Origin of the sequence: Neobacillus oceani (assembly GCF_046237595.1) — a bacterium.
Taxonomy (GTDB): Bacteria; Bacillota; Bacilli; order Bacillales; family Cytobacillaceae; genus Bacillus_D; species Bacillus_D oceani.
Map to the genome: position 1 here is coordinate 1,509,683 of NZ_CP143543.1, position 20,163 is coordinate 1,529,845.

Genomic DNA, 20,163 nt, shown 5'->3' on the forward strand with positions numbered 1-20,163 from the left:
TAAAAAAAGATGATTGCTTAAATAACCATGCGTAGGCGAATGGATTTTGTAAGTTCTATAGCTATCCAATTTTATAATTTTAAGGGAGAAGAAAATGAAGGAACGGATCGCAATTTCATGGAGCGGTGGAAAGGACAGCTGTTTCGCTCTTTATAAGCTTTTGCAAAGCGATCAGTATATCGTCGATTTCCTTTTTACAACAATCACCGAAGAATATAATCGGGTAAGCATTCACGGCGTTAGGGAAAGCTTGTTGGACAAGCAGGCGGAAAGCCTCGGTTTCCCGTTGCGGAAACTGTACATACCAGCCAACTGTTCAAATGAGGTTTACCGGGCTAGGATGAGTGGAATGCTGGAGTTGCTAAAAAAAGACGGGGTTACGACGGTGATGTTCGGCGATATCCTGCTGGAGGATGTAAAGGAATACCGGGCAGGTCAGGTACGGGAACACGGATTGAAGGGGGTATTTCCGCTTTGGGGCCAGAATACGGAAGCCCTCATTCAACAATTTTTATCACTTGGCTTCCAAACGATCACTACATGCATCGATACGGAAAAATTGTCCGATGAGTTTCTTGGCAGAGTGATCGATGAACGATTCCTGAATGAGCTGCCGGCCACAGTAGACCCATGCGGAGAAAATGGCGAATTCCATACGTTTTGTTTTGCCGGGCCGCTGTTTAAGCGCAAAGTTGATTTTACATTAGGCGAAAAGGTGGAGAAAGGCCGATTCCATTTTTGTGATTTGCGATAGCCCACTTAGTAAAATAAGAACCGCTTTTAGTTTAAAGTTGTCACCGGATTTATGATCCGAAATTTTCATCATTTGTACTATACATAAATGGCTCGCCCGTTAATATACCTAGAGTAACTCCATCTTTTTCGGAGACGCTTGGGCTGTGGACAGTTTTCCATATATCATAACGGGTGGTGGGGTGTATGTCGTATTCAAGCTTTATCCGTATGACAGGGTTGTGCGGGATTATTTCTGGGCTTCTAACTATTTCGCTGTCGGTCTGGGACAACATATCTATGGGTGCATTAGGGTCATATGTTAGTTTGATTGCCATGCTGTTTCTGCTTTTTGCACTTATTGGGATTTATCTTGTTAATGCGAAGCAGTTGGGGAAACCTGGTTTTGGCGTCTTTTTATTAACGTTTTTTGGAGCGGGCATGTGGACCGGGCACGGCTGGGTAATGGCGTTCGTTGTTCCTGTCCTTGAGGAAAGTGCCCCAGCGATATTGGAGAAGCCTCCAGCTTTATTAATGACCGGTGTATCCTTATCGCTCTATCCATTTTTTATTGGGTTGATCTTATTCGGCATTTTACTTGCTCTAAAAGGGATTCTTCCGAAAGGGGCCGCGATCTTGATGATCCTCGTCCCTATACTGGATTTTATCCCATATGGGTCCTATGTCGCCCAACCTCTCTCCGGCGTTGCAATCCTCTGGCTGGGGTGGGTGCTCTGGAAAGAAAAATACAATAAAACGGCGGCATACGGCGGCAGCTAATCATTTCGCAAATGGAATAATTTGATCATTCGCTCCAACCCGATGGAACGGGTTGGGGCTTTTTTGCTTTTAAGGCAAGAGGCCATTGAATATTTAATGTATGTTTTTCCCTTCTCATGTATAGTTAGATTAAGGTTTTAGCAGTTTTATATATACGGAAGGGGACAGACAATGAGGCGTATTATTTTGTCGACAGAGAGTGGAGCGGATTTGCCAAGGGATTTGGCTGAGAAATATGCTGTTCAAGTAGTGCCGATGCATGTGATCATGGATGGGAAGGATTATTTGGATGGCTCCTTGCCTGTAGTGAATATTTACGAGTATTACGAGAGGACAAAAAAAATACCTTCAACCGCTGCTACGAATGTCCATGAGTATCAGGAATTTTTTTTGAAAATAAAAGAGCAATTTCCTGGATGTGTCATTGTCCACATTGGTTATACGTCAAAAGCTTCCGCTTCCTTTCAAAGTGCGGTGATTGCCTCGGAGGATTATGAGGATTTGCATCTGATTGACGCTTTGAACGTTACAGGCGGATTGGCCGCAATCGTCTTGTATGCTGTGAAGCTGCTGGAGGAGGAGCCTTCGATTGAACCTGAACGGTTAATTGAAAAGATTGAAGCAGTGGTTCCGAAGTCAAGACTTGCTTTCATTCCCGGCAGCCTCGATTTTTTACGCGCGGGTGGACGGGTCAGCAATATTGCCTATCTTGGCGGTGCTTTGTTAAAAATAAAACCAGTAATAGAGCTGATTGACGGTAAGCTTGTATCCACGAAAAAGTATCGTGGGAAAATGGGCGCGGTTGCTGAAAGGCTGATGAGTGAATATTTGAGTGAATACAATATTGACCGAGAGCAGCTTTATCTTCTGTATTCACTTGGGCTTGATGCAAGCATCAAGGAACGGATGGATGAAATTGCAAAAGAGGCTGGATTCAGGAACGTCCGGTGGATCCAGGCTGGTGCGATGATTTCAACTCACGCCGGGCCTGGCGGGTTTGGTATCGCCGGTTTGGAAGTTTAGACATTGAAAAATATTTAAGAGGCTGAACCTAATTGAATCCTATATTAAAAACGGCTTGGCCAGTAATATGGCCAAGCTGTTTTGTTTTTTTATAAAAACGACGATTTCTGTATCAAGTTCCGCCAGTGTAAGTGATTTAGCATTGAAAAATGGTTGCAGGAATTGTTGCCTGAACCAGTTTTTTACATGCCATTTTCTTTACATAAGCATCTTTTGATGAAGAATTTCCAATAACTTTAACCATTAAGGAAGGATTTACTCTTTACCTATTTTTCTGCTTTCGAGTATCAAACAGACAATATAAATAACCAATAATGTCATTGAAACGTTGATTGATATATCATAACCTGTCTTAAATAAAGCGGAGTTCCAGTGTCCAAAATGATCTTCACCAAAAACGTAATGTGCCAACCAGTTGGAAACTGAAAAGCCATCCTTTTCTGGGTATGGAATTAAACTGTAATTATAGTTCTGTGCTAATGCAGTATTAAAGACCAATGATGTTATTAATAAAACAAGTGTTGATTTTGATTTACTATCCTTTTTATCTAAAATCCTTAGTAGAAGGTAAATCAAAAAAATAGCTGGAAGTAAGAACTTGATTAGAATGATTAGCATATTTTGCCTCCTACTGTCTATAAATCAAAACCCAAACTGATAACCTTCCATTCGTTATTTTCAAATTTAAAAGTTAAACTTAGGAATGTGGGAGGGCTTACAGATTCACCGTTTTCATCTTTGTAGAATTCTCTGATGTAAAGCAAATAAGTATCACTATCACTATTATATTGGAATCCCTGAATTACCCAATCATCCAATTGCTTACCACTGAAGGGGTATAACAACCATTGATCATTAGCGTTATTGTTGATATAAAGCTTATTCTCCTTATCCTCAATGAAAAGGTCACCTGAAACGAGTGATTGGATTTTATCCTTATCACCTGAAGTATGGCCCTTCACAAAATCTTTTGATAAGTTGCTAATAACGCTAAACAATTCTTTTTCCTTTTTATTTGTATCCAGCTGTTTTTCCAAGTCTGCAATTCTTTTATTTAATTCATCTCTAGTCTTTTCACTCTCATTTAGGCTCAATGATAATTTTTCTTTATCTTCTCTTAGTTGACTAACAACCCCTTCACTAATTGTACAACCTGACATTATTGTAATACTGCAAATAATCATCAAAAGAAAAAACTTATTCATCCTCATCCCCCTAATATAAAAACACTCTAGATATACGTCACTGTAAAATGCGCCTTGAAAATATAGAGTCATTTTTAAACAAAATTCTCATTGTTTCTAAAATCCCGCTTATTGCATAATCACTGACTAAATCAACTAGTTATTTCAAATTATTCCGTACTTTTTTAACGCATAATGAATACCATCTTCACTAGATTTTTTCGTAATAAAATCTGCAACGTTTTTCAACTTTTCATTCCCATTCCCCATTGCAATACCAAGCCCAACAAATTCTAGCATATCAATATCATTCTCCCCATCACCGAAAGCAATTGCCTCCGACTTATCAATCCCAAAGAATTCTAGGGTTTTCAGGATAGCGAAAGACTTTGACACATCCTCCTGTAAAACATTCAATACAAATGGATGCCACCTTTTAAATGTTAGTTGAGGGAATTTTTGTATGTACTTCTCAACAGTTTCGTCATTTCCAAACAAACACAATAAAAATACCTCTTCGTTATGAATTGAACCCTTAGTAACAGGATAATCATTGAGAAACAAAGTTTCCTTTAAAGCGGTTAAAATTTCATTTTGTGTTACACCATTCATACTAAATTCTTCAGTATAGAAAGACAGACCATTATTCTCTACCTGAGCGAATTCCATGACTTCATTAATGACTTTTTTATTCATTGGTACTTTGTGAATTACTGTTTCGCCGTGTTTCACATACCCGCCGTTTGCAGTTATGAATGTTTCTATACCTAATTCCTGTAATTCATTACACATTGATAATGGTCTTCCTGTTGCAGCGACAACCTTAATTCCTTTGCTTTTCAATGTTTTTATAGCTTCAATAGTCGAGAATGGAATACTTCCATCTTCATGGTTTGTAATAGTGCCATCAACATCAAGAAATACGATTTTATAATCCATTATAGAAACCCCCTTTCTCTTTTCAACTACAAAAGATATTTAGCAAATTGTACCAAATAAATCAGTAGCCGGCATTACAAAAATGCTGCGTTTAAGGAATTAACATACGAAATAGCCTACTATCGATGACTTTTATCACCCTGGTAAAAGGGGGGGGAATTACTTTTTTGTAAAGATTGGTTGTTAATTCTGAAAATTCCTTTACTACCCTGTTTGGCCTACTATATAGTAGAAGGTGGTTGCAAAACCAAATAATTCAAAGGAGGAGAGCGAAATGATGATAAAGGGTGCAGTTTGCAAAGGAAAGGGTATCGATGAAAATAGGAAACTGGAAACCTAGCGGGGCTGGGGATTGGATTGGAGGATTTATTTTATGGAATTGACTAAGGATAAAATTAAGATAGTGGAATACCATGAAGGGCTTGCTGCCGGTGTTGCAGAGATGTGGAATCTTAGCCGCGAAGGCTGGGGCGGGGATGCGCAGGTAACGTCAGCCGAAAAGGTCCGCGTCCAGGAAGCGAATTCCGGCAACCTGAATCTTTTTCTTGCGATGGACGGCGAAAAGGTCGTCGGCTATTGCGGACTTTGCGAGTACCGGGAGGATGAAGGGGCGCTGTATATTCCGCTCCTGAACGTCCGTACCGATTATCATGGAAAGAAAATCGGCAAAATGCTTGTCCTGAGGGCGCTTGAACGGACGGTTGAACTCGGCTGGCCGCGGCTTGACCTGTATACTTGGCCGAGCAACACGAAGGCTGTTCCGCTCTACAAGAAATGCGGTTTCTTCTGGGAAGACCGGGATGATACGACTCATCTGATGAATTTCATGCCGACAGTGCTGAATACGGAAGCGGTCCGGGACTATTTCGCGGACATCGATTGGTATAACGAGAGCACGAGAGCCATAGACGTGACACCGGATGGCAGGAAGGACAACGATTTCTCATATTACGATTATAGCTGGAAGTCGGACGCCGGAAGCCTGCGGATGGAGTTCGAGCGGACCGGCCGGGGGTTGCGTCTGATTGAAACGGACGATTACCTTATTTCCGTATCAGTCGAGGATTTCAAACTCGTTTGTGGGTCAGAATACACGGTGACTTATCATATTAAAAATAAGTCCGGGAACCCGCTTCAGGTAGAGCTGGAAGGCGAAAGCCACAAAGCTGTCACGTTCGATTTTAAAAAGAGCGTGGCGGTTGAAGGCGAAGAAATTGTCGAAGCGAAATTTACGCTTGGCGAGCTTGAGGAGGAGCAAAGCAACTGGCGCACCCACCCATCAGTCGTCACCAAAGCGCTGATTAACGGGAAGGAAGCGAAGTTCGCGGTTGGCATCCTGCCGAAGCAGCCGGCGAAAGTGGCCGGGAAGGTGCCTGGTTCGCAAAGCTACCTTCATGAAGAAGCGGTTTTCTATCTAGACGTTGAAAATAACTTCAGCGAACCGGCTGCTTTCACGATTCAGTTTCCGGAAAGCGGGTTTATACAGCTGCCAGAGAAAACGTTCAGGATTGAACTTGGAGCGAGAGGGAAAACGTCGATTGCGATTCCCTATGTGTTGAATGGCTACGGTTTCTATGCGCAGGAGTTGAGGATTGATGCGGCCGCCGAAAGCGGTGCGTTGTCCACTTTTACCAAAAAGCTTGGTCTTGGCTTTAAGGGGCCCGGGGCGCGTTTCAGCGGTGAGTGTGATGATTACTGGCATATTTACAATGGGTTGTATCATACGTATTTGCGGAAGTTCAACAACTGGGTTGTTCCGGGCAGGCTGACGAAGGGCGCGCAGAAAACGATGGGCATGTTCCCGAAAATCGGGAAGCCGTATTCGAGCGAGTTTTCGAAGAGGAAGCCCGTTCGCGTCGAGTATAGGGAAGAGGGCGCGGCGATTGTGATGTCGGCAGTTTATGAATCGTCCGATTTCGCGGGGCTTGAGCTTGTAAGCGAGTCGAAGCTGTACGGAGAGGGTTTGCTTGAGCAGTCGTATATCATCCGCAATACGGCCGATTCGGAGACGGATTCGCCGATCAGTGTTTCCCAGCCGATATACCACGAGCTGAACAGGCCTGTTTTTGCGATGGACGGGGAAATCGTGGCATTCGATGAGAAGGCTGATGCGGAATACGGGCTTTGGGACAGCAAGCGGCTTTCGGAAAACTGGCTGTTCTCGAGGCATGAGCCGTATGCTCACGGAGTCGCGTGGCCAGAAGGTTCGTCCGTGAATTTTGAGTCATGGTACATGTATGTTGAGCATGAACTCGGCCATATTCCGGCGGGAGGCGAGCTGAGGACGGAGCCAGTCGCGCTGTCGTTCGGGGCGTATCAAAGCTGGGAGGAATTCCGGGAGTTCGCGACTAGAAGGAAGCACAGGGCGGATACTCCTGTTGGCCCAATTGAGGTTCAAGTGGCCAGGAGGGAAGACGGGTCTGAAGAGGTTATCCTGTCGGGCCGGAAAACGAGTTATATTGATGGTGAAGTTGGCTTTGAGCGGGATGGGCAGGAATTTTATCAAACGAGGATTACGCTTGATGAAAGAAGGCGTGAAGCATCGGCGTTTGCCGAGAATAGCGGGGAGCCGCTTTCGGTATTGTCGGCAGCATACGAAATCAACGGAATCAGCGACATGATAGATGTTCTCGTCCTGAACCAAACGGATGGCTCGGTTCGCATCCGGGAAGAGGAGCGGGATGGCTTGCCGGTATTGACAGCCGGGAATGGTGTGCTGACAATTGCGGCGTCGGAACGATTTTACCCGTCGTTGTTCTCGCTCGAGGTATTGGGCCGTGAATGGCTTGATTCGTCATTCCCTTCGCTTGAGCCTAGAGCGTGGTGGAATCCGTGGAGCGGCGGGATGGTAGCCGGCATCGAAGGCATCAACACAAAGTCGTTCGCGAAGGAAGAAACTCGTGTTGGCCCCGCGGTGCTTCTAGACGATGAAGGCCGTGAATGGCAGGGAATAAGGGTTTCGACTGTTTTTGAGAAGAACGAGATGTGGAATGGACTTGGGATTCATCAGTATTTTTGCATGCTGCCGGGTATTCCGGTGCTTGTGAATGTGACGAGAATCAGCCAGCAAAGCGGAACCTACTTCCATAATAAGAACTGGTTCAGCCAGCTGTTTTTCAAAAAAGGCTGGGTAAAAAACGCCGGAGGAACGAGGAAGTATTCAGCTGGGAAGTCAGAAATCATGACGCACCTCTCTGGCCATGCGATCGTCGGCTCGAGAGAAAGCGCCGAGTTTCTTCAGGTGATTGCTGACCGAGAATCGACCGGGATGGACACGTACATGAACAAGGAAGTCATGCTCATAGGCGTGGACCGCGAAATCGACCTTGCCCATGGCTCCGAATGGCTATCCGCTCCGTCGTTTATCGTCGCCGGAGACCGGGTACTATCCGAGGATGAAGTGAAGGGCCTGAAAAAACTGACTTTTAAAGAGGTAAGCAATGAAAATTATTGATGCACATATCCATTATTCCGAAATCGGGAGCTTTCATGAGACGGCCCAGAACATTTCGAAGGTCGACTATTCATATGAAGGAATCCAGAAGGAGTTCGCCGAAAATGGCGTCGTGCTTGGGATTGCGATGGGAGTGACGGAAACAGCCGGGGAGGGTTTTCCCGACTCGGCTTCCGAAACGCCGATGGGCATCGACCTGACGCCAAACATTCCGAAAAATATCGTATATTGCGCGGGCATCAATCCGTTCAAACTGGACAAGGCGGCGCTTGCCCGGCTTGAGCGGGAAGTCCAAAAACCGGAGTGTGTCGGAATTAAAATCTATCTCGGATACTATCCTTTTTATGCGTATGACGACGTGTACGAGCCGGTGTACCGAATCGCGAAGGAGTACGGGGTTCCAGTCGTCTATCATACCGGGGATACTTATTCCGAGCGTGGCAGGCTGCGGTTTTCGCATCCGCTGGCGATAGATGAAGTCGCCGTGAAGCATCGGGACATGACGATCATGATGGCGCACTTTGGCGATCCGTGGGTGCTTGATGGTGCGGAGTTAGTGTATAAGAACAGCAACGTGTATACCGACCTATCGGGCCTAGTTGTCGGAGAGGACGGGGACATCCGGAAGCTGCAGCGGACAAGGTTCTTCGACCATCTGCTCCATGCACTCACGTTTACTAATAATTATGAGAAGTTCCTATTCGGGACCGATTGGCCGCTCACGCCAATCAAGCCGTACATTGAATTCATCGCCGACATCGTCCCGAAGGAGTACCATGAGGCTGTTTTTTACGAGACGGCGCTGAAGGTTTTTCCGAAAATTAAGGGGTTTTTGTAAATCTTGTTCTCATTCCAAAGTCTTAGTTATTTCCGTTACAAAGGCCAATGTGTATAAAACGGTGGCCTTGTAAGATAGAGGTAACAAGAACAAGGGAGATGGAACAGATGTATAGCGATATTTATATGATTGAAAAAACGATGCAGCATCGTGAACAGGAATTTCGGAAACTGGAATTCATAAGCCGGGATATCGAACTGGTGCGAAAAGAACCATTTTATTGCAGGCTGCCGGTTGTGAATCAGATGAGCGTGTGCAATTGCGGCTGACAGGTTCTGGGTGGTTGGATGATATATTTAAAAGGAAGCCGATTCGGAGACATTCTCCATTTCGGCTTCCTTTCTTTTTGCTGTTATTGGGCAGGAAGGAGCGGATAGTAATTGTCGAAAACTCCATCGACCAACGTTCTGAAATCACCCTTTACATCATCCCGGCCATTGTTCAGGTCATCAGCAAGCCGGTTTAACCTCATATAAAACGCCCGGTTGAATGAAATGTAAACCGTTTGAACATGTTTCTCGGCTTTCGCAACCTGATGGGCAATGTTTATTTTGAATGAAGCTGAGATGCCCGCATACGATGAGTCCAACACAATGGCAGGGCTTGCAGAACCCGGTAGTAGGTTGTCGTCAGGGTTGTTCACTGCTGTGAAGTTTCTCCCTCTTTCTAGGGGATCTGCGATTATTAGTCCATCGATGCTGCCTCCGCCTATTCCCGTGCCGCTGTATTCACCAGCTTGAGTCCCGTTGCCATATCCACGATAGCCGGGATTTCCGAATGTGCCCGTATTTTCGCCGCGATTATCCTTCTTGTTCGTTTCATACCCTTGCGCCCTCATGTTCTCGCTGCCATCCATCCTCACCGCTACATAAGCGTCCTGATTGCTGATGATGACAAGAGCGCTTTGTACTTCAACCAGGCTCTCCACCGAGCGGGCCGCTTCCATGGAAACCCTCAAAGCACGGTTCCCTCCGGCCGAATTGTTGTTTAACCTGTTTATTCCGGCCCTGCCGCCGTGGTCGTTATTGCCGGTGCCGCAACTGCTTAATGAGAGAAGAAGTAAGACTGTCAGCATGATTTTCGACGCTTTTTTCAAAAAACAATCCTCCCTTCCTATCGTTTTGTCAATAGTTTGGGTTTCCATGAGGAAAACTATCCATTATTTGGAGGGTGGAGTCTTTTACCTAGATGGATTTGTTTAAAATCTTTCGGCTAGGGCAGGGAAGGGAGAGGCATTTTTGAGCTTTCTTTTTAATAATTCAAACCCCTCTAGCCGGGCAGTGTCTGTTGACATCTTCCCGGATTGGCGACTACTCAGGTCAGATAGAAGAAACCATGCTTGCCAATGACAAGCATGGGCTCAATAGCAAACAACCCGGGTTTGATGTTAACCCAGGTTGTTTTTTAGTGTTGGTTGGACTTGGCGGAAATAGTGGCACGCCCGACTGCCCATTACTTATTTTGCTTCGTCTTCTGAGCCTTTAAGGCAATCCTCTCGAGCCCATGATCCGCGAATTCCACATCAGCCTTAGGCATAGCCTTCTTGCTTTCTTTATCGTTTTTCTTCGCCATACACTCACCACCCGAGTTTGTTGAAACCAAGCTTAGTTTGCAACGAATTTCAACAAATGATGCATCAGCCCCACACTTGCTACCTTTTCAGGGGCGGGGGCGGGGGAGTTATTTCGTGCTACGAATGAAGCGAAAGTTCCTCTCCCGCTTCACCTTATCTCCGGCGGAGGAATTTTTCGTTGATGATCAGGACTTTGCTGTTATCGGTTTTGACGTATTTGCGGTTTAGGAATTTGTATTTTTCATAGGCGAAGTGGCCTGCTATATAGATTGGTATGATGATTGCTAAGAGGATGGCCAATTGCAGCAAATAATTGATCCCAGTCTGCAGCATATAATCCGTCACGGCATGAACAGCAAAGGAAGCCATTAAGATAATCAGCACATTGCATACATGAAAGGCAAATACTTCTTTCTTTTCCCGGAACATCCGCTCCAGTTCGGATTTGAAGTAAAGCGTGACCATGACAGAAATGAAAATCACAACAAGGGAAGCCAAATATGTAAGGACTGTGCTCATTTTCCTAATCCACCTCCAATCATTTTTCAAAAAAGGCCTGTTGTTATTAACTAATTATACCATTGTTAACAGGATTATATTATTTTGGAACACAGGTTTTTCCGGTAAGCTGGACACTGATTCTTTTTTTAAAAAAACCGACCGGCAAGCCATCGATTATTCGGAACCGGCCAATTTAAGCGCGATTGGCATTACAATTTTCCCAACCTCGACATGATGCCTTTCAATCCCTTTTTAACTGACAAAATAGTTTTCGGAATATTACAAATTAAGCTACAGGATTTAAGATTTCGTTTCTCGAATTTAAATCTTGTAATTATTTATGACCTGGCAGCTTGATACTCGCGCCGGGAGTTACATAAGGAGGGGAAAGGATTGAAGTTGTTCAAAAGGTTCAGGAACGTGTTGGGGATTTTGCTGATCCTGCTGCTCATTATGAACGCGGGGCTTCCTGCTGAGGCGATTGTCAAAAATAGCGATAGCCCGATGAATGCTGCGTCGACGGATCAGGAGTATGTGTTCGTACAATTCGGCGATGCGCCAATTGCTTCCTACGATGGTTCAATTTCCGGTTATGAAAAGACAATGCCAGCCAAAGGGCAGAAGGCAAACCTTAATTCCCCCGCGGCGAAGAAGTACGGAAAGAGGCTTGAGTCGCAGCGGGAGAATTATAAAAAGTGGCTCGCAAAGCAGCTTCCAAAAGTTGAAGTGGTGGCGGAATATGACGTCACATACAACGGCCTTGGCCTGAAACTTAATGGCGCAACGCTTAAGGATATTAGCCGTGGACCGGGTGTCGTGAAAGCCGGAGTAAGCGGTACATACCGCAAGACGATGAGCGAAAGTACGGCCCTCATCAATGCCGGTCAGATTTGGAATGGGCTTGGCGGACAGGCGAATGCCGGAGCCGGAATGAAAGTCGGCGTCATCGATTCCGGGATTGACCAAGGACATCCTTTTCTCCAGCCAAATGAGGGGATGAAAGCGCCTGAAGGATTCCCTAAGGGTGACAGGAGATTTACGAGCGATAAAGTCATTGTCGCCAAGGTGTTCAACCAGAATCCAAAATTAAGTGCGGAAGCGGTTGACAGCCATGGGACACATGTAGCCGGCACGGTTGCCGGAAAAGCGGGCACGCTCCCGACTCTTGGTAGCAAATCGATGAGCGGTGTCGCACCTGGAGCCTATCTTGGAAACTATAATGTATTCCCGGGAAATGTGGCTGATGCGAAAAGCTTGTTCATTGCGAAAGCAGTTGAAGAAGCGGTTGAAGATGGAATGGACGTCCTGAACCTTAGCTTGGGCGGGACGCCACATAAAGGTGCCGACCTGCTAGATATGGCGGTCAATGCCGCTGTGGATGCGGGCGTTGTTGTCGCGATTTCAGCGGGGAATGAAGGGCCTGGGGACTATACCGTCGGTTCACCGGGAACAGCGGATAAAGTCATCACAGTTGCCGCTACCACAAACAGCCGCACGTTTGCCATGCTGTTAAAATCAGCTGCTTTCGATGGCGGACAGACGGTAGCCACGACTGGTACCCAGGGCGGCGAGGTAAAAGGACAGATTGAAGGCGAATACGCTCTTTGGAGCGAGGTTGCGGGCGGGGATAGACTTGCTTGTACGCCAGTAGCTGGAAAGCCGTTGGATGGAAAAATTGCGGTGATTCAGCGCGGTACATGTACATTTACTGAAAAAATTAATAACGCAGCTGCTGCCGGAGCGGTTGGGGTCATTGTATACCAGAACAGTGATGCAGATCCAATTCCAATGTCTACAGATGGCGTAAATATTCCGGCTGTTATGCTTAGCAAAGCAGCCGGCGAAAAGCTAGCTGATTGGGACGGGGAGAGGACAGTTACAATTGCCTATCCTCCAGTTGAAACCGAATCTGTCCCGAACGAACTCTCTGACTTTAGCTCGTGGGGGCCGACGCCAAATTACACGCTGAAGCCGGATGTCGCGGCGCCTGGGGTTAATATTTATTCCTCGGTTGTCGGCGGGGGCTACGAATTGTATCAAGGTACCTCCATGGCATCGCCGCATGTTGCCGGGGCGGCTGCCGTCCTTCTTGCTTATAGCAAACAAGAACTTCTAGGCTGGGGACCGGCGGAGGTTAAAGCGGCCTTGATGGGAACCGCACGAAATGTCGAGGGATCCGTCCTTCCGAATATTGATGTGAAGTCTCCTTTAAAGATAGGCGCGGGCATCATTGACCTTGGCAGGGCGATGAACACTCCTGCAATGGCATTCCCATCCTCCTTAAGTTTCGGATTGGTGCGTCCGACTGGGAAACAAACGTATCAAATGTCGATTACATTAGTAAATCCGACCGACCACCAACTAGATTACAGTTTTTCCGGGGATGAAAATCTGAAGCTTAGCAAATCTGGCGTTTCAATTGCCGCAAAGGGCAAGGCGGAAATCAAAGTGGATGTAGTAAACAGGGGAACCCATTCCGGTGGTAAAAATGGAGCCGGTGAATTCCAGAGCGGATACATTACAGTAACATCCAGTGATGGCGATATCCGTATCCCTTATATGTATGTGATTGATTATAATCGTTAAGCTTTTTTGGGAAATCTCCTTCTGGCTTTTAGGCGGAAGGGGATTTTGTTTATTTAATGAGAATATGGCAACTGTGAATTCTGGTAACAGTCCATGGTAGGTATAGTAAGTTTATTGTTAACCCAACTTCTGACACCTTTCTAGGATTTTACCTAAATCGAGTCAGAGGTACCTCTAACTTCTGACAGCATTTCAGGATTATGCCCCCATCGAGTCAGTAGTTTCCCAACTTTTGAATCCCTAACTTTGGACATCCTTGAATATGTTGACAATCCAATAAAAAGTAAAAATATTTACTTTTAAGAGTAATTTATCATTGCTTTCAAACGTAAAATAAATTACACTAAAATCAAGGAGGGGAAAAAGATGGAAGATTTAAGGTTGAATGTTTCATTGCTCCGAAAAAGGGTGCCGAATTTAACGAGTGCGGCAAAGTCGGTTGGGCTCCGGCCGGCGACGGTTTCAAACCTATGTACCGGGAAGATTCCGATTGGGCGTGCGGAGGTGCGTACATTGGCTGCACTCGCATCGCTGGCGCAATGCAGCCTGGATGAGTTGATTTTAAAAGGGGAGGCGTTTGAAATGATTGAAACGAAGATTAAGACGCTTGATTTATTCGCACCAATTGTAAAAGGCGGCACGGTTGGCCTGGTGGCGAGGCCGGGGATGGGGCAATTAGTGGTCCTTTCAGAGTTGTTCCTAAGGCTAAAGAAAGAAGGGTATCTCAGCATCGTGCTACAGCCGGAAGCGGAAGGCTATCCGGGGCTGGAAGATTTGAATGAACATGTTGATGTTATCGTCACCTCAATCGAAGACGCATTAAAAAAGATTTCCGAGTTTGGAAAAGACCGCGAGATCATTTTTACGGCAGATAGGTCACATGTTTTAACAGGGGAAATCTTCGAATTACAGGAAAAATTGCAGGATGAATCAATCCGGACGGTCACCACCTTCCTGCTCGATTTGAAAGGGGAAGCGGTTGACGAGGAACTTCCGTACGGGCCGCTTGAAACGGTATGGAACTTCGATGCGGACCTTGCTGCAAGGTTCAGGTTTCCCGCGGTGAATCCAATCTCGTCGACCTCGTCGATTCTTGAAGGGGCGTATCTTGACCAAAGCCACCTGACTGTAAAGCAAAGGGCCCAAAAATTGTTGCGCCGGTACAGGGAGGTTCGTTCACTCGTGAACGTTAAGGGTATTGCGGGTATTCCTGAAACCGAAATGCAAACATACCACCGCGGGGAAAGGCTCGAGGCTTATCTGACACAGCCGTTTTACGTTGCGGAGGCTTTTACGGGCCAAAAGGGCGTCGATGTTGACCTGAAGGAAACAATCGAGGATGTCCGTAAAATCATTGATGGGGCCTACGACTCCAAGGAACCGGCTGAACTGTCGTTTTTAGGAAAGCTATAGGCCGGCCGCTTTGCAACCAATAAAATGGAGTTAAAGACTAGAATGGACAGCTGTTTTAAACAAAGACCAGACGTTTACGAGTCTGGTCTTTGTTATTTAGGTGAAACAAGTACGAGCTTGTCGTTATGGGGGGAGCCTTGCTCTTTATTCAAAATCCAGGCAAATGTAAGAAATAATAGCTGCGGGTAAATACAATGCCCTTGCACCCGGTGAATCTTGAAGTGAATGTCTGGAAACAGGCGACGGAAAAGGCAGCCATGGGCGAGATCGTTTAATGTCCCGGGAAATTTTTTGCAAGAAATGCTTGAATAATGTTGAAATCAATCAAGCTTTTTTCAATTGCAACGGCTTTTCAGCCGGTCCAAGAATGCCTGGTCTTAATAAAATTGTGGCCGGTTCGACGAAGTTCATAACTTTATAAAAGAATCGTAGATTTTCTCAACCTCGGTACTGCCTCCCATGATAAGTCCTCTACTGTTTTCGCTCAATGAATGAATCTATTCTCTATCAATTTCTACCCGTTTCTATTTAATTTGCTATACTTTGTATGTTCTTTACAATAAGGCGATTATGATATTATGGAAAAAACACAAAAAACAGGAGGCATAAAGATGGCAATCATCGACATTACAGTAATTCCAATCGGGACGGAAACGCCGAGCGTAAGTGAGTATGTGGCCGATATACATAAAGTCCTTAAAAAATACGAAGGGAAAATTAAGTACCAATTGACGCCGATGAGTACATTGATTGAAGGTGACTTGAAGGAATTGCTTGATGTTGTGGGGGAAATCCATGAGGTTCCTTTTCAGAAAGGAATTCAGCGAGTCGCCACTAATATTCGAATCGACGACCGTCGTGACAAGGTAAGCACGATGGAAGCGAAACTCAAAGCCGTAAACGACAAACTAGCATGAAGCAGACGTATTCTTTGCAACATTTTCTTAGTGATTCGTGACAACCAAGTGTTGAAAACCGGGATTGGGTTTTACGCAAAGTTCTGATTCGTGACAACAAAGAGCTAAAATCCGTTTTAGTTGTCACTCAAGCATTTTAACTAGGGGGGAAAGGGAATGATTTTCAACAAAACAGAGAGAACGATCGAAACGGATCGTCTGATCTTGCGATTATTTAACGAGGGGGACCCGAACGAAGTCAGCAGGATGTGCAATAATTTTAATATTTACAAAAGCACGCTGACGCTTCCATTTCCGTACCCGTTAGAATGCGCGGTTTCCTGGATAGCCAACCATGAGGAAAATTTCAATTCAGACCGTATGTACGAATTCGCAGTTACGGACAAAGAGAGCGGCCGATTGTATGGAGCCATTGGGATATCCAATAAGAAACAGCACAAACATGGCGAACTCGCTTATTGGATTGGCGAAGAATATTGGGGAAATGGCTATGGAACGGAAGCCGCGAAAGCCGTGATCGAATTTGTTTTTAAAGAAAAAGGCTATCACCGGGTCTACGCGCGCTATTTTACATCTAATCCCGCATCGGGAAGAATCATGCAAAAATGCGGGATGGTGTACGAAGGCACACTTAAAGACCATGTTTTTAAGAACGGGACCTTTGAAGACCTTGATTTATACGGAATTATCAATCCCGATGGACACTCTTAAAAAGTGGTGAACTATCTATTGAGGCTGTCTGCCGAGGCAGCCTTTTTTCAATGAGTAAACGATTGGGACAAATTAGGAACTAAAAATTCCACAGTTTTTTTATTTTTACATGCATACTCTCTTCCATATAGGGTATAGGACCAAGTGGTTATTTGGTAAATCCTTCTATAACATCCATTCTAAAGATTTGTGAATTAGAAAAATAGAACTGAAAGGGGATTAGAATGAAAAGAGCTAAACTAGTTGTTGCTTTATTTTTTACAGCGGTATTGTTGCTTGGCTGCCAGGGAAAAGACGTGGGCGGTGGTTCTAAAAAACAGGAACCAAACGAAGAAGGAATCGTCCCGGGGAAGGCGATTGCCACTTCAAAGCCTGATGAAGTAGAGCTTCCGGCTACCACTGGCGAAGAATACATACAGGAAGACAAAGGGAACTTTTATCAGAAGTTCATAGAAGGCAAAGAATTTACCGATGACAAGGAAGCCTTAGAAAAATCGACTTCTGACGCCGTTGATGCTTACATCCAGGAAGTTGGAAAGAAGAATACGAAAAAATGGGATGAGAAAAAGTGGGCGACATCCATCACTGGAGCGTTGCGGGCAGGCTATAAAGATGTCGCAGAAGAGCTGGAAAACTACCCTGTCGTTTATGAAAAACTGAGGTTGCCGGACGGCCGCCTGCTCGAGGACCTCACGATGGACGAAGTAACTAAGGATGAAGATAAAAAAGTGAATGTTGTCATGGCCATCGATTCGAGCGGCAGCATGAAGGTGAAGGTGGATGGGGAGGCCAAGATGGCCCTCGCCAAAAAAAGTATCGAAAGCCTGGCTAAAGATCTTCCCGAGTCTGTCAAGGTTTCTCTCATAGCCTTTGGCCATCAGGGAACAGGCAGCGATGCGGATAAGGCGAAATCATGCAATGCAGTGGAAACGATGTATCCATTGAACACATTTGATGGAACAGCCTTCGGGAATTCATTGAAAAAGTTTGATGCAATGGGCTGGACTCCTCTGGCGGCCGCGATTACAATGGCAAACGAGCAGTTGGCCGCGGAAAGGGCTGAAAATACGGAAAACTTTATTTATGTTGTCAGTGACGGGATTGAGACATGCGATGGCGACCCGGTTGCCGCAGCTAAAAAAGCGGTCCAGGACAATACAAATGTCAAAATCAATATCATTGGATTTGATGTCGATGATGCTGCTGACCAACAGCTTAAACTGGTAGCGGAGGCTGGAGGCGGTGAATATTCCTCTGTTAAAACAAAGCAGCAGCTTGAAGAAATTAAGAATGTGTGGAAAGAAAAAATCAACATCAATACATGGAGATGGTGGGCCGTCCACCGTTTTGCCGACAATGTGTGGACGACGCTGGACCACAATAATGCTGTAGATCGGCTAATGGGGAAATCTTTTACGATTAGGAAGAATGAAGAAAAGCGATTCAAGGAACTGCTGGACCGGCTTGAGGAAGCAGGAAAAATTGATGCTGTAAAGAAGAATGCGATTTCCAAGTGGCTCTGGGACCGGAATGATAAAATCAACACGTATTTCTCGGATTTGGATAAAAAGAAAAGCGACGAAATCAAAGCCAATCTAAAGATTTATCAAAAAAATTGGACGCGATTAAGAAGCAGGTTGGGCTGTAACCACTTCGAGAATATCGCTTGGCGAACATTTTTTTAAGACCCCGCTCTGGGTCTTTTTTTATGGGGATTAAGCCGGAATGTGGCTCGTCCTAAAATCGCAATGTTTCTCTGTTGGGCGCAATGGGAACAGGAAATTGGCATGCCATCACATAGGAGGGATTCGAAATGAGCAAGACCATTTTCATTACTGGTGCGGGAAGCGGGCTTGGGAGAGGTGCCGCGATTGGCCTGGCGAGGAAAGGCCACAGGGTAATCGCGACAACTGAACTGACTTCGCAAAAAACAGACTTGCTGCGTGAAGCAAAGGATTTGGGTTTGGATATGGATGTCTTCAAATTGGATATTACAAATCTGCGGGATCGGGAAGAGATTCCCAAATACGACTTTGATGTATTCGTCGCCAATGCTGCCATCAATGAACGGGGGCCAATCGCTGAAGTTCCGATGGACCGCTTCCGGGCTATTTTCGAAGTAAATGTTTTCGCAACGCTTGAAACAGTCCAACTGGCGGCAAGAAAGCTTGTCGAAAAAGGGGATGGGAAAATTGTGTTCATAAGTTCAATGGCAGGAATTATGTCATCTCCATATGGCGGACCGTACGCAGCCACGAAACATGCAATTGAAGCAATCGCGCAAACACTTAAGCAGGAGCTTGAAGGATTTGGAGTGAAGGTTGCCACCATAAATCCTGGGGCGTTCTATACCGGCTTTAACGACCGCGCCGCCGAAGAACTTTGGAAATGGTACGATGAGGAAAAGAATTTTACGAAGAGAGAGGATCTGTTAAAGGCTGAAGAAGGTTTGGAAAATCAATTTGATCCTCAGGATATGATTGATAAAATGGTCGAGATCATCCCAGCGGATTCCCATCCATTCCGAACCGCCTACCCTGAAGAAACCAAAAAGCAAATGAAGGATACGGAAAAAAAGTGGTGGGAGATGGATATTTAACTGTTTTTTCCGAACGTAGCCCGTGCATTTGCATGGGTTTTCTTAAAAAAAAAACATATATCTTGCAGCTAAGCAGAAAATAGGGTTTAAACAAACAGTTTGGAAGTGCCAATGATGAAAAAAACGATAATAGCCTTTTGTTCCTTGTTCATCCTTTATATGCCTGTGGCAAAACCAACCCATGCAAATGAAATTAAACGCTGGAAGTATGAGAAAACCGGCCTTGTTTTCTGGGAAGCGGATACGAAGGAAAAGCTGATCGCGCTTACCTTCGACGACGGGCCTGATCCACTTTATACAATCCAAATTCTTGATGCGATGAAGAAATACAATGCGAAAGGAACCTTTTTTGTCATTGGGAAAGAAGCGGAGCGATTCCCGGAAATTCTGAAGCGACAGGCAATAGAGGGCCATGAAATTGCCAACCATACGTATCGGCATAAATTTCGGGATATGAAAAACCCGAATGTCCTTAAAGCGGAATTAAGGAAAAACAGTGACCTGATTAAAAGAATTACTGGCAAGGCCCCGACACTGTTCCGCCCGATCGCCGGATATTATGACGAGCAGATTATTGAGACTTCAATTGATAACGGCTATTATGTCGTTCTTTGGACCTGGCATCAAGATACAAGAGATTGGAAAAAGCCGGGCGCCAAAAGAATTGCGAGAAATGTCCTTTACGATACGAAGCCGGGTGACATTGTCATACTCCATGACGCCGGGGGTGACAGGTCGCAAACGGTGAAGGCTGTAGAGTATATATTGGAAAGCCTCTACAAAAGGGGCTATAAATGTGTAACCGTTTCAGAACTGCTTTCCCATTCGAATTCAGTGGTCCCCGTCTTATTGCTTAATCCTTAGTGCATTCCTTCTGTAAAAAGGTATTTTTCTCACTGGTCCCCCAATGGTT

General features: G+C 45.3%; 18 protein-coding genes. 13 read left to right on the forward strand and 5 right to left on the reverse strand.

The annotated features are described in order from the left end of the window. Positions 1–94 precede the first annotated feature (94 nt). From V1499_RS07610 to V1499_RS07620, 3 genes are all read left to right on the forward strand, one after another. On the forward strand, positions 95–754 hold the full coding sequence (locus V1499_RS07610) for a diphthine--ammonia ligase (protein ID WP_409275127.1): 660 nt from the start codon (positions 95–97) through the stop codon (positions 752–754). Positions 755–939: 185 nt separating this feature from the next. Beyond that, a complete protein-coding gene (locus V1499_RS07615) occupies positions 940–1,512 on the forward strand; it encodes a hypothetical protein (RefSeq protein WP_409275128.1) in 573 nt (190 codons plus the stop codon). A gap of 171 nt (positions 1,513–1,683) precedes the next feature. Beyond that, complete coding sequence (locus V1499_RS07620) at positions 1,684–2,535, forward strand: DegV family protein (protein WP_409275129.1); 852 nt, start codon at positions 1,684–1,686, stop codon at positions 2,533–2,535. A gap of 255 nt (positions 2,536–2,790) precedes the next feature. Here the strand turns inward: V1499_RS07620 and V1499_RS07625 are convergent, their stop codons facing one another. The 3 genes from V1499_RS07625 to V1499_RS07635 form a co-directional block, all read right to left on the reverse strand. Next, positions 2,791–3,153: a hypothetical protein gene (locus V1499_RS07625; RefSeq protein ID WP_409275131.1), complete on the reverse strand. Its 363-nt coding sequence runs from the start codon at positions 3,151–3,153 to the stop codon at positions 2,791–2,793. Between the two features lie 17 nt (positions 3,154–3,170). After that, entirely contained in the window at positions 3,171–3,740 is a 570-nt protein-coding gene (locus V1499_RS07630; protein ID WP_409275133.1) for a hypothetical protein, read from the reverse strand. A 144-nt stretch (positions 3,741–3,884) separates the two neighbouring features. Continuing rightward, entirely contained in the window at positions 3,885–4,658 is a 774-nt protein-coding gene (locus tag V1499_RS07635; RefSeq protein ID WP_409275135.1) for a Cof-type HAD-IIB family hydrolase, read from the reverse strand. 373 nt (positions 4,659–5,031) lie between these two features. Between V1499_RS07635 and V1499_RS07640 the strand changes: the two genes are divergently transcribed. From V1499_RS07640 to V1499_RS07650, 3 genes are all read left to right on the forward strand, one after another. Next, the gene (locus V1499_RS07640) at positions 5,032–8,112 is read left to right on the forward strand and encodes a GNAT family N-acetyltransferase (protein ID WP_409275137.1); all 3,081 of its coding nucleotides are present in this window, start codon (positions 5,032–5,034) and stop codon (positions 8,110–8,112) included. Beyond that, the gene (locus tag V1499_RS07645) at positions 8,099–8,950 is read left to right on the forward strand and encodes an amidohydrolase family protein (protein ID WP_409275138.1); all 852 of its coding nucleotides are present in this window, start codon (positions 8,099–8,101) and stop codon (positions 8,948–8,950) included. Before V1499_RS07640 ends, V1499_RS07645 begins: the two co-directional genes overlap by 14 nt. 107 nt (positions 8,951–9,057) lie before the next feature. Continuing rightward, positions 9,058–9,219, forward strand: a complete 162-nt coding sequence (locus tag V1499_RS07650; protein WP_409275140.1) for a hypothetical protein — start codon at positions 9,058–9,060, stop codon at positions 9,217–9,219. Between the two features lie 83 nt (positions 9,220–9,302). Here the strand turns inward: V1499_RS07650 and V1499_RS07655 are convergent, their stop codons facing one another. Continuing rightward, a complete protein-coding gene (locus V1499_RS07655; RefSeq protein WP_409275142.1) occupies positions 9,303–10,046 on the reverse strand; it encodes a hypothetical protein in 744 nt (247 codons plus the stop codon). A gap of 630 nt (positions 10,047–10,676) precedes the next feature. Beyond that, positions 10,677–11,042 carry a hypothetical protein gene (locus V1499_RS07660; protein WP_409275144.1) on the reverse strand — a complete coding sequence of 122 codons (366 nt, stop codon included), beginning with the start codon at positions 11,040–11,042 and terminating at the stop codon, positions 10,677–10,679. Positions 11,043–11,417: 375 nt separating this feature from the next. On the opposite strand from V1499_RS07660, the gene V1499_RS07665 reads away from it, so the two are divergent. From V1499_RS07665 to V1499_RS07695, 7 genes are all read left to right on the forward strand, one after another. Beyond that, positions 11,418–13,610 (forward strand): S8 family serine peptidase, encoded by a 2,193-nt coding sequence (locus tag V1499_RS07665; RefSeq protein ID WP_409275146.1) that lies wholly within the window; start codon positions 11,418–11,420, stop codon positions 13,608–13,610. 366 nt (positions 13,611–13,976) lie between these two features. Further along, the gene (locus tag V1499_RS07670; protein WP_409275148.1) at positions 13,977–15,023 is read left to right on the forward strand and encodes a hypothetical protein; all 1,047 of its coding nucleotides are present in this window, start codon (positions 13,977–13,979) and stop codon (positions 15,021–15,023) included. Between the two features lie 611 nt (positions 15,024–15,634). Then, a complete protein-coding gene (locus tag V1499_RS07675; RefSeq protein ID WP_409275150.1) occupies positions 15,635–15,940 on the forward strand; it encodes an MTH1187 family thiamine-binding protein in 306 nt (101 codons plus the stop codon). A 156-nt stretch (positions 15,941–16,096) separates the two neighbouring features. Next, on the forward strand, positions 16,097–16,651 hold the full coding sequence (locus V1499_RS07680) for a GNAT family N-acetyltransferase (protein ID WP_409275152.1): 555 nt from the start codon (positions 16,097–16,099) through the stop codon (positions 16,649–16,651). A gap of 224 nt (positions 16,652–16,875) precedes the next feature. Further along, positions 16,876–18,336 (forward strand): vWA domain-containing protein, encoded by a 1,461-nt coding sequence (locus V1499_RS07685; RefSeq protein WP_409275154.1) that lies wholly within the window; start codon positions 16,876–16,878, stop codon positions 18,334–18,336. 128 nt (positions 18,337–18,464) lie between these two features. After that, positions 18,465–19,250, forward strand: a complete 786-nt coding sequence (locus V1499_RS07690) for an SDR family oxidoreductase (RefSeq protein WP_409275156.1) — start codon at positions 18,465–18,467, stop codon at positions 19,248–19,250. A 111-nt stretch (positions 19,251–19,361) separates the two neighbouring features. Further along, a complete protein-coding gene (locus V1499_RS07695) occupies positions 19,362–20,114 on the forward strand; it encodes a polysaccharide deacetylase family protein (RefSeq protein WP_409275158.1) in 753 nt (250 codons plus the stop codon). Positions 20,115–20,163: the final 49 nt, after the last annotated feature.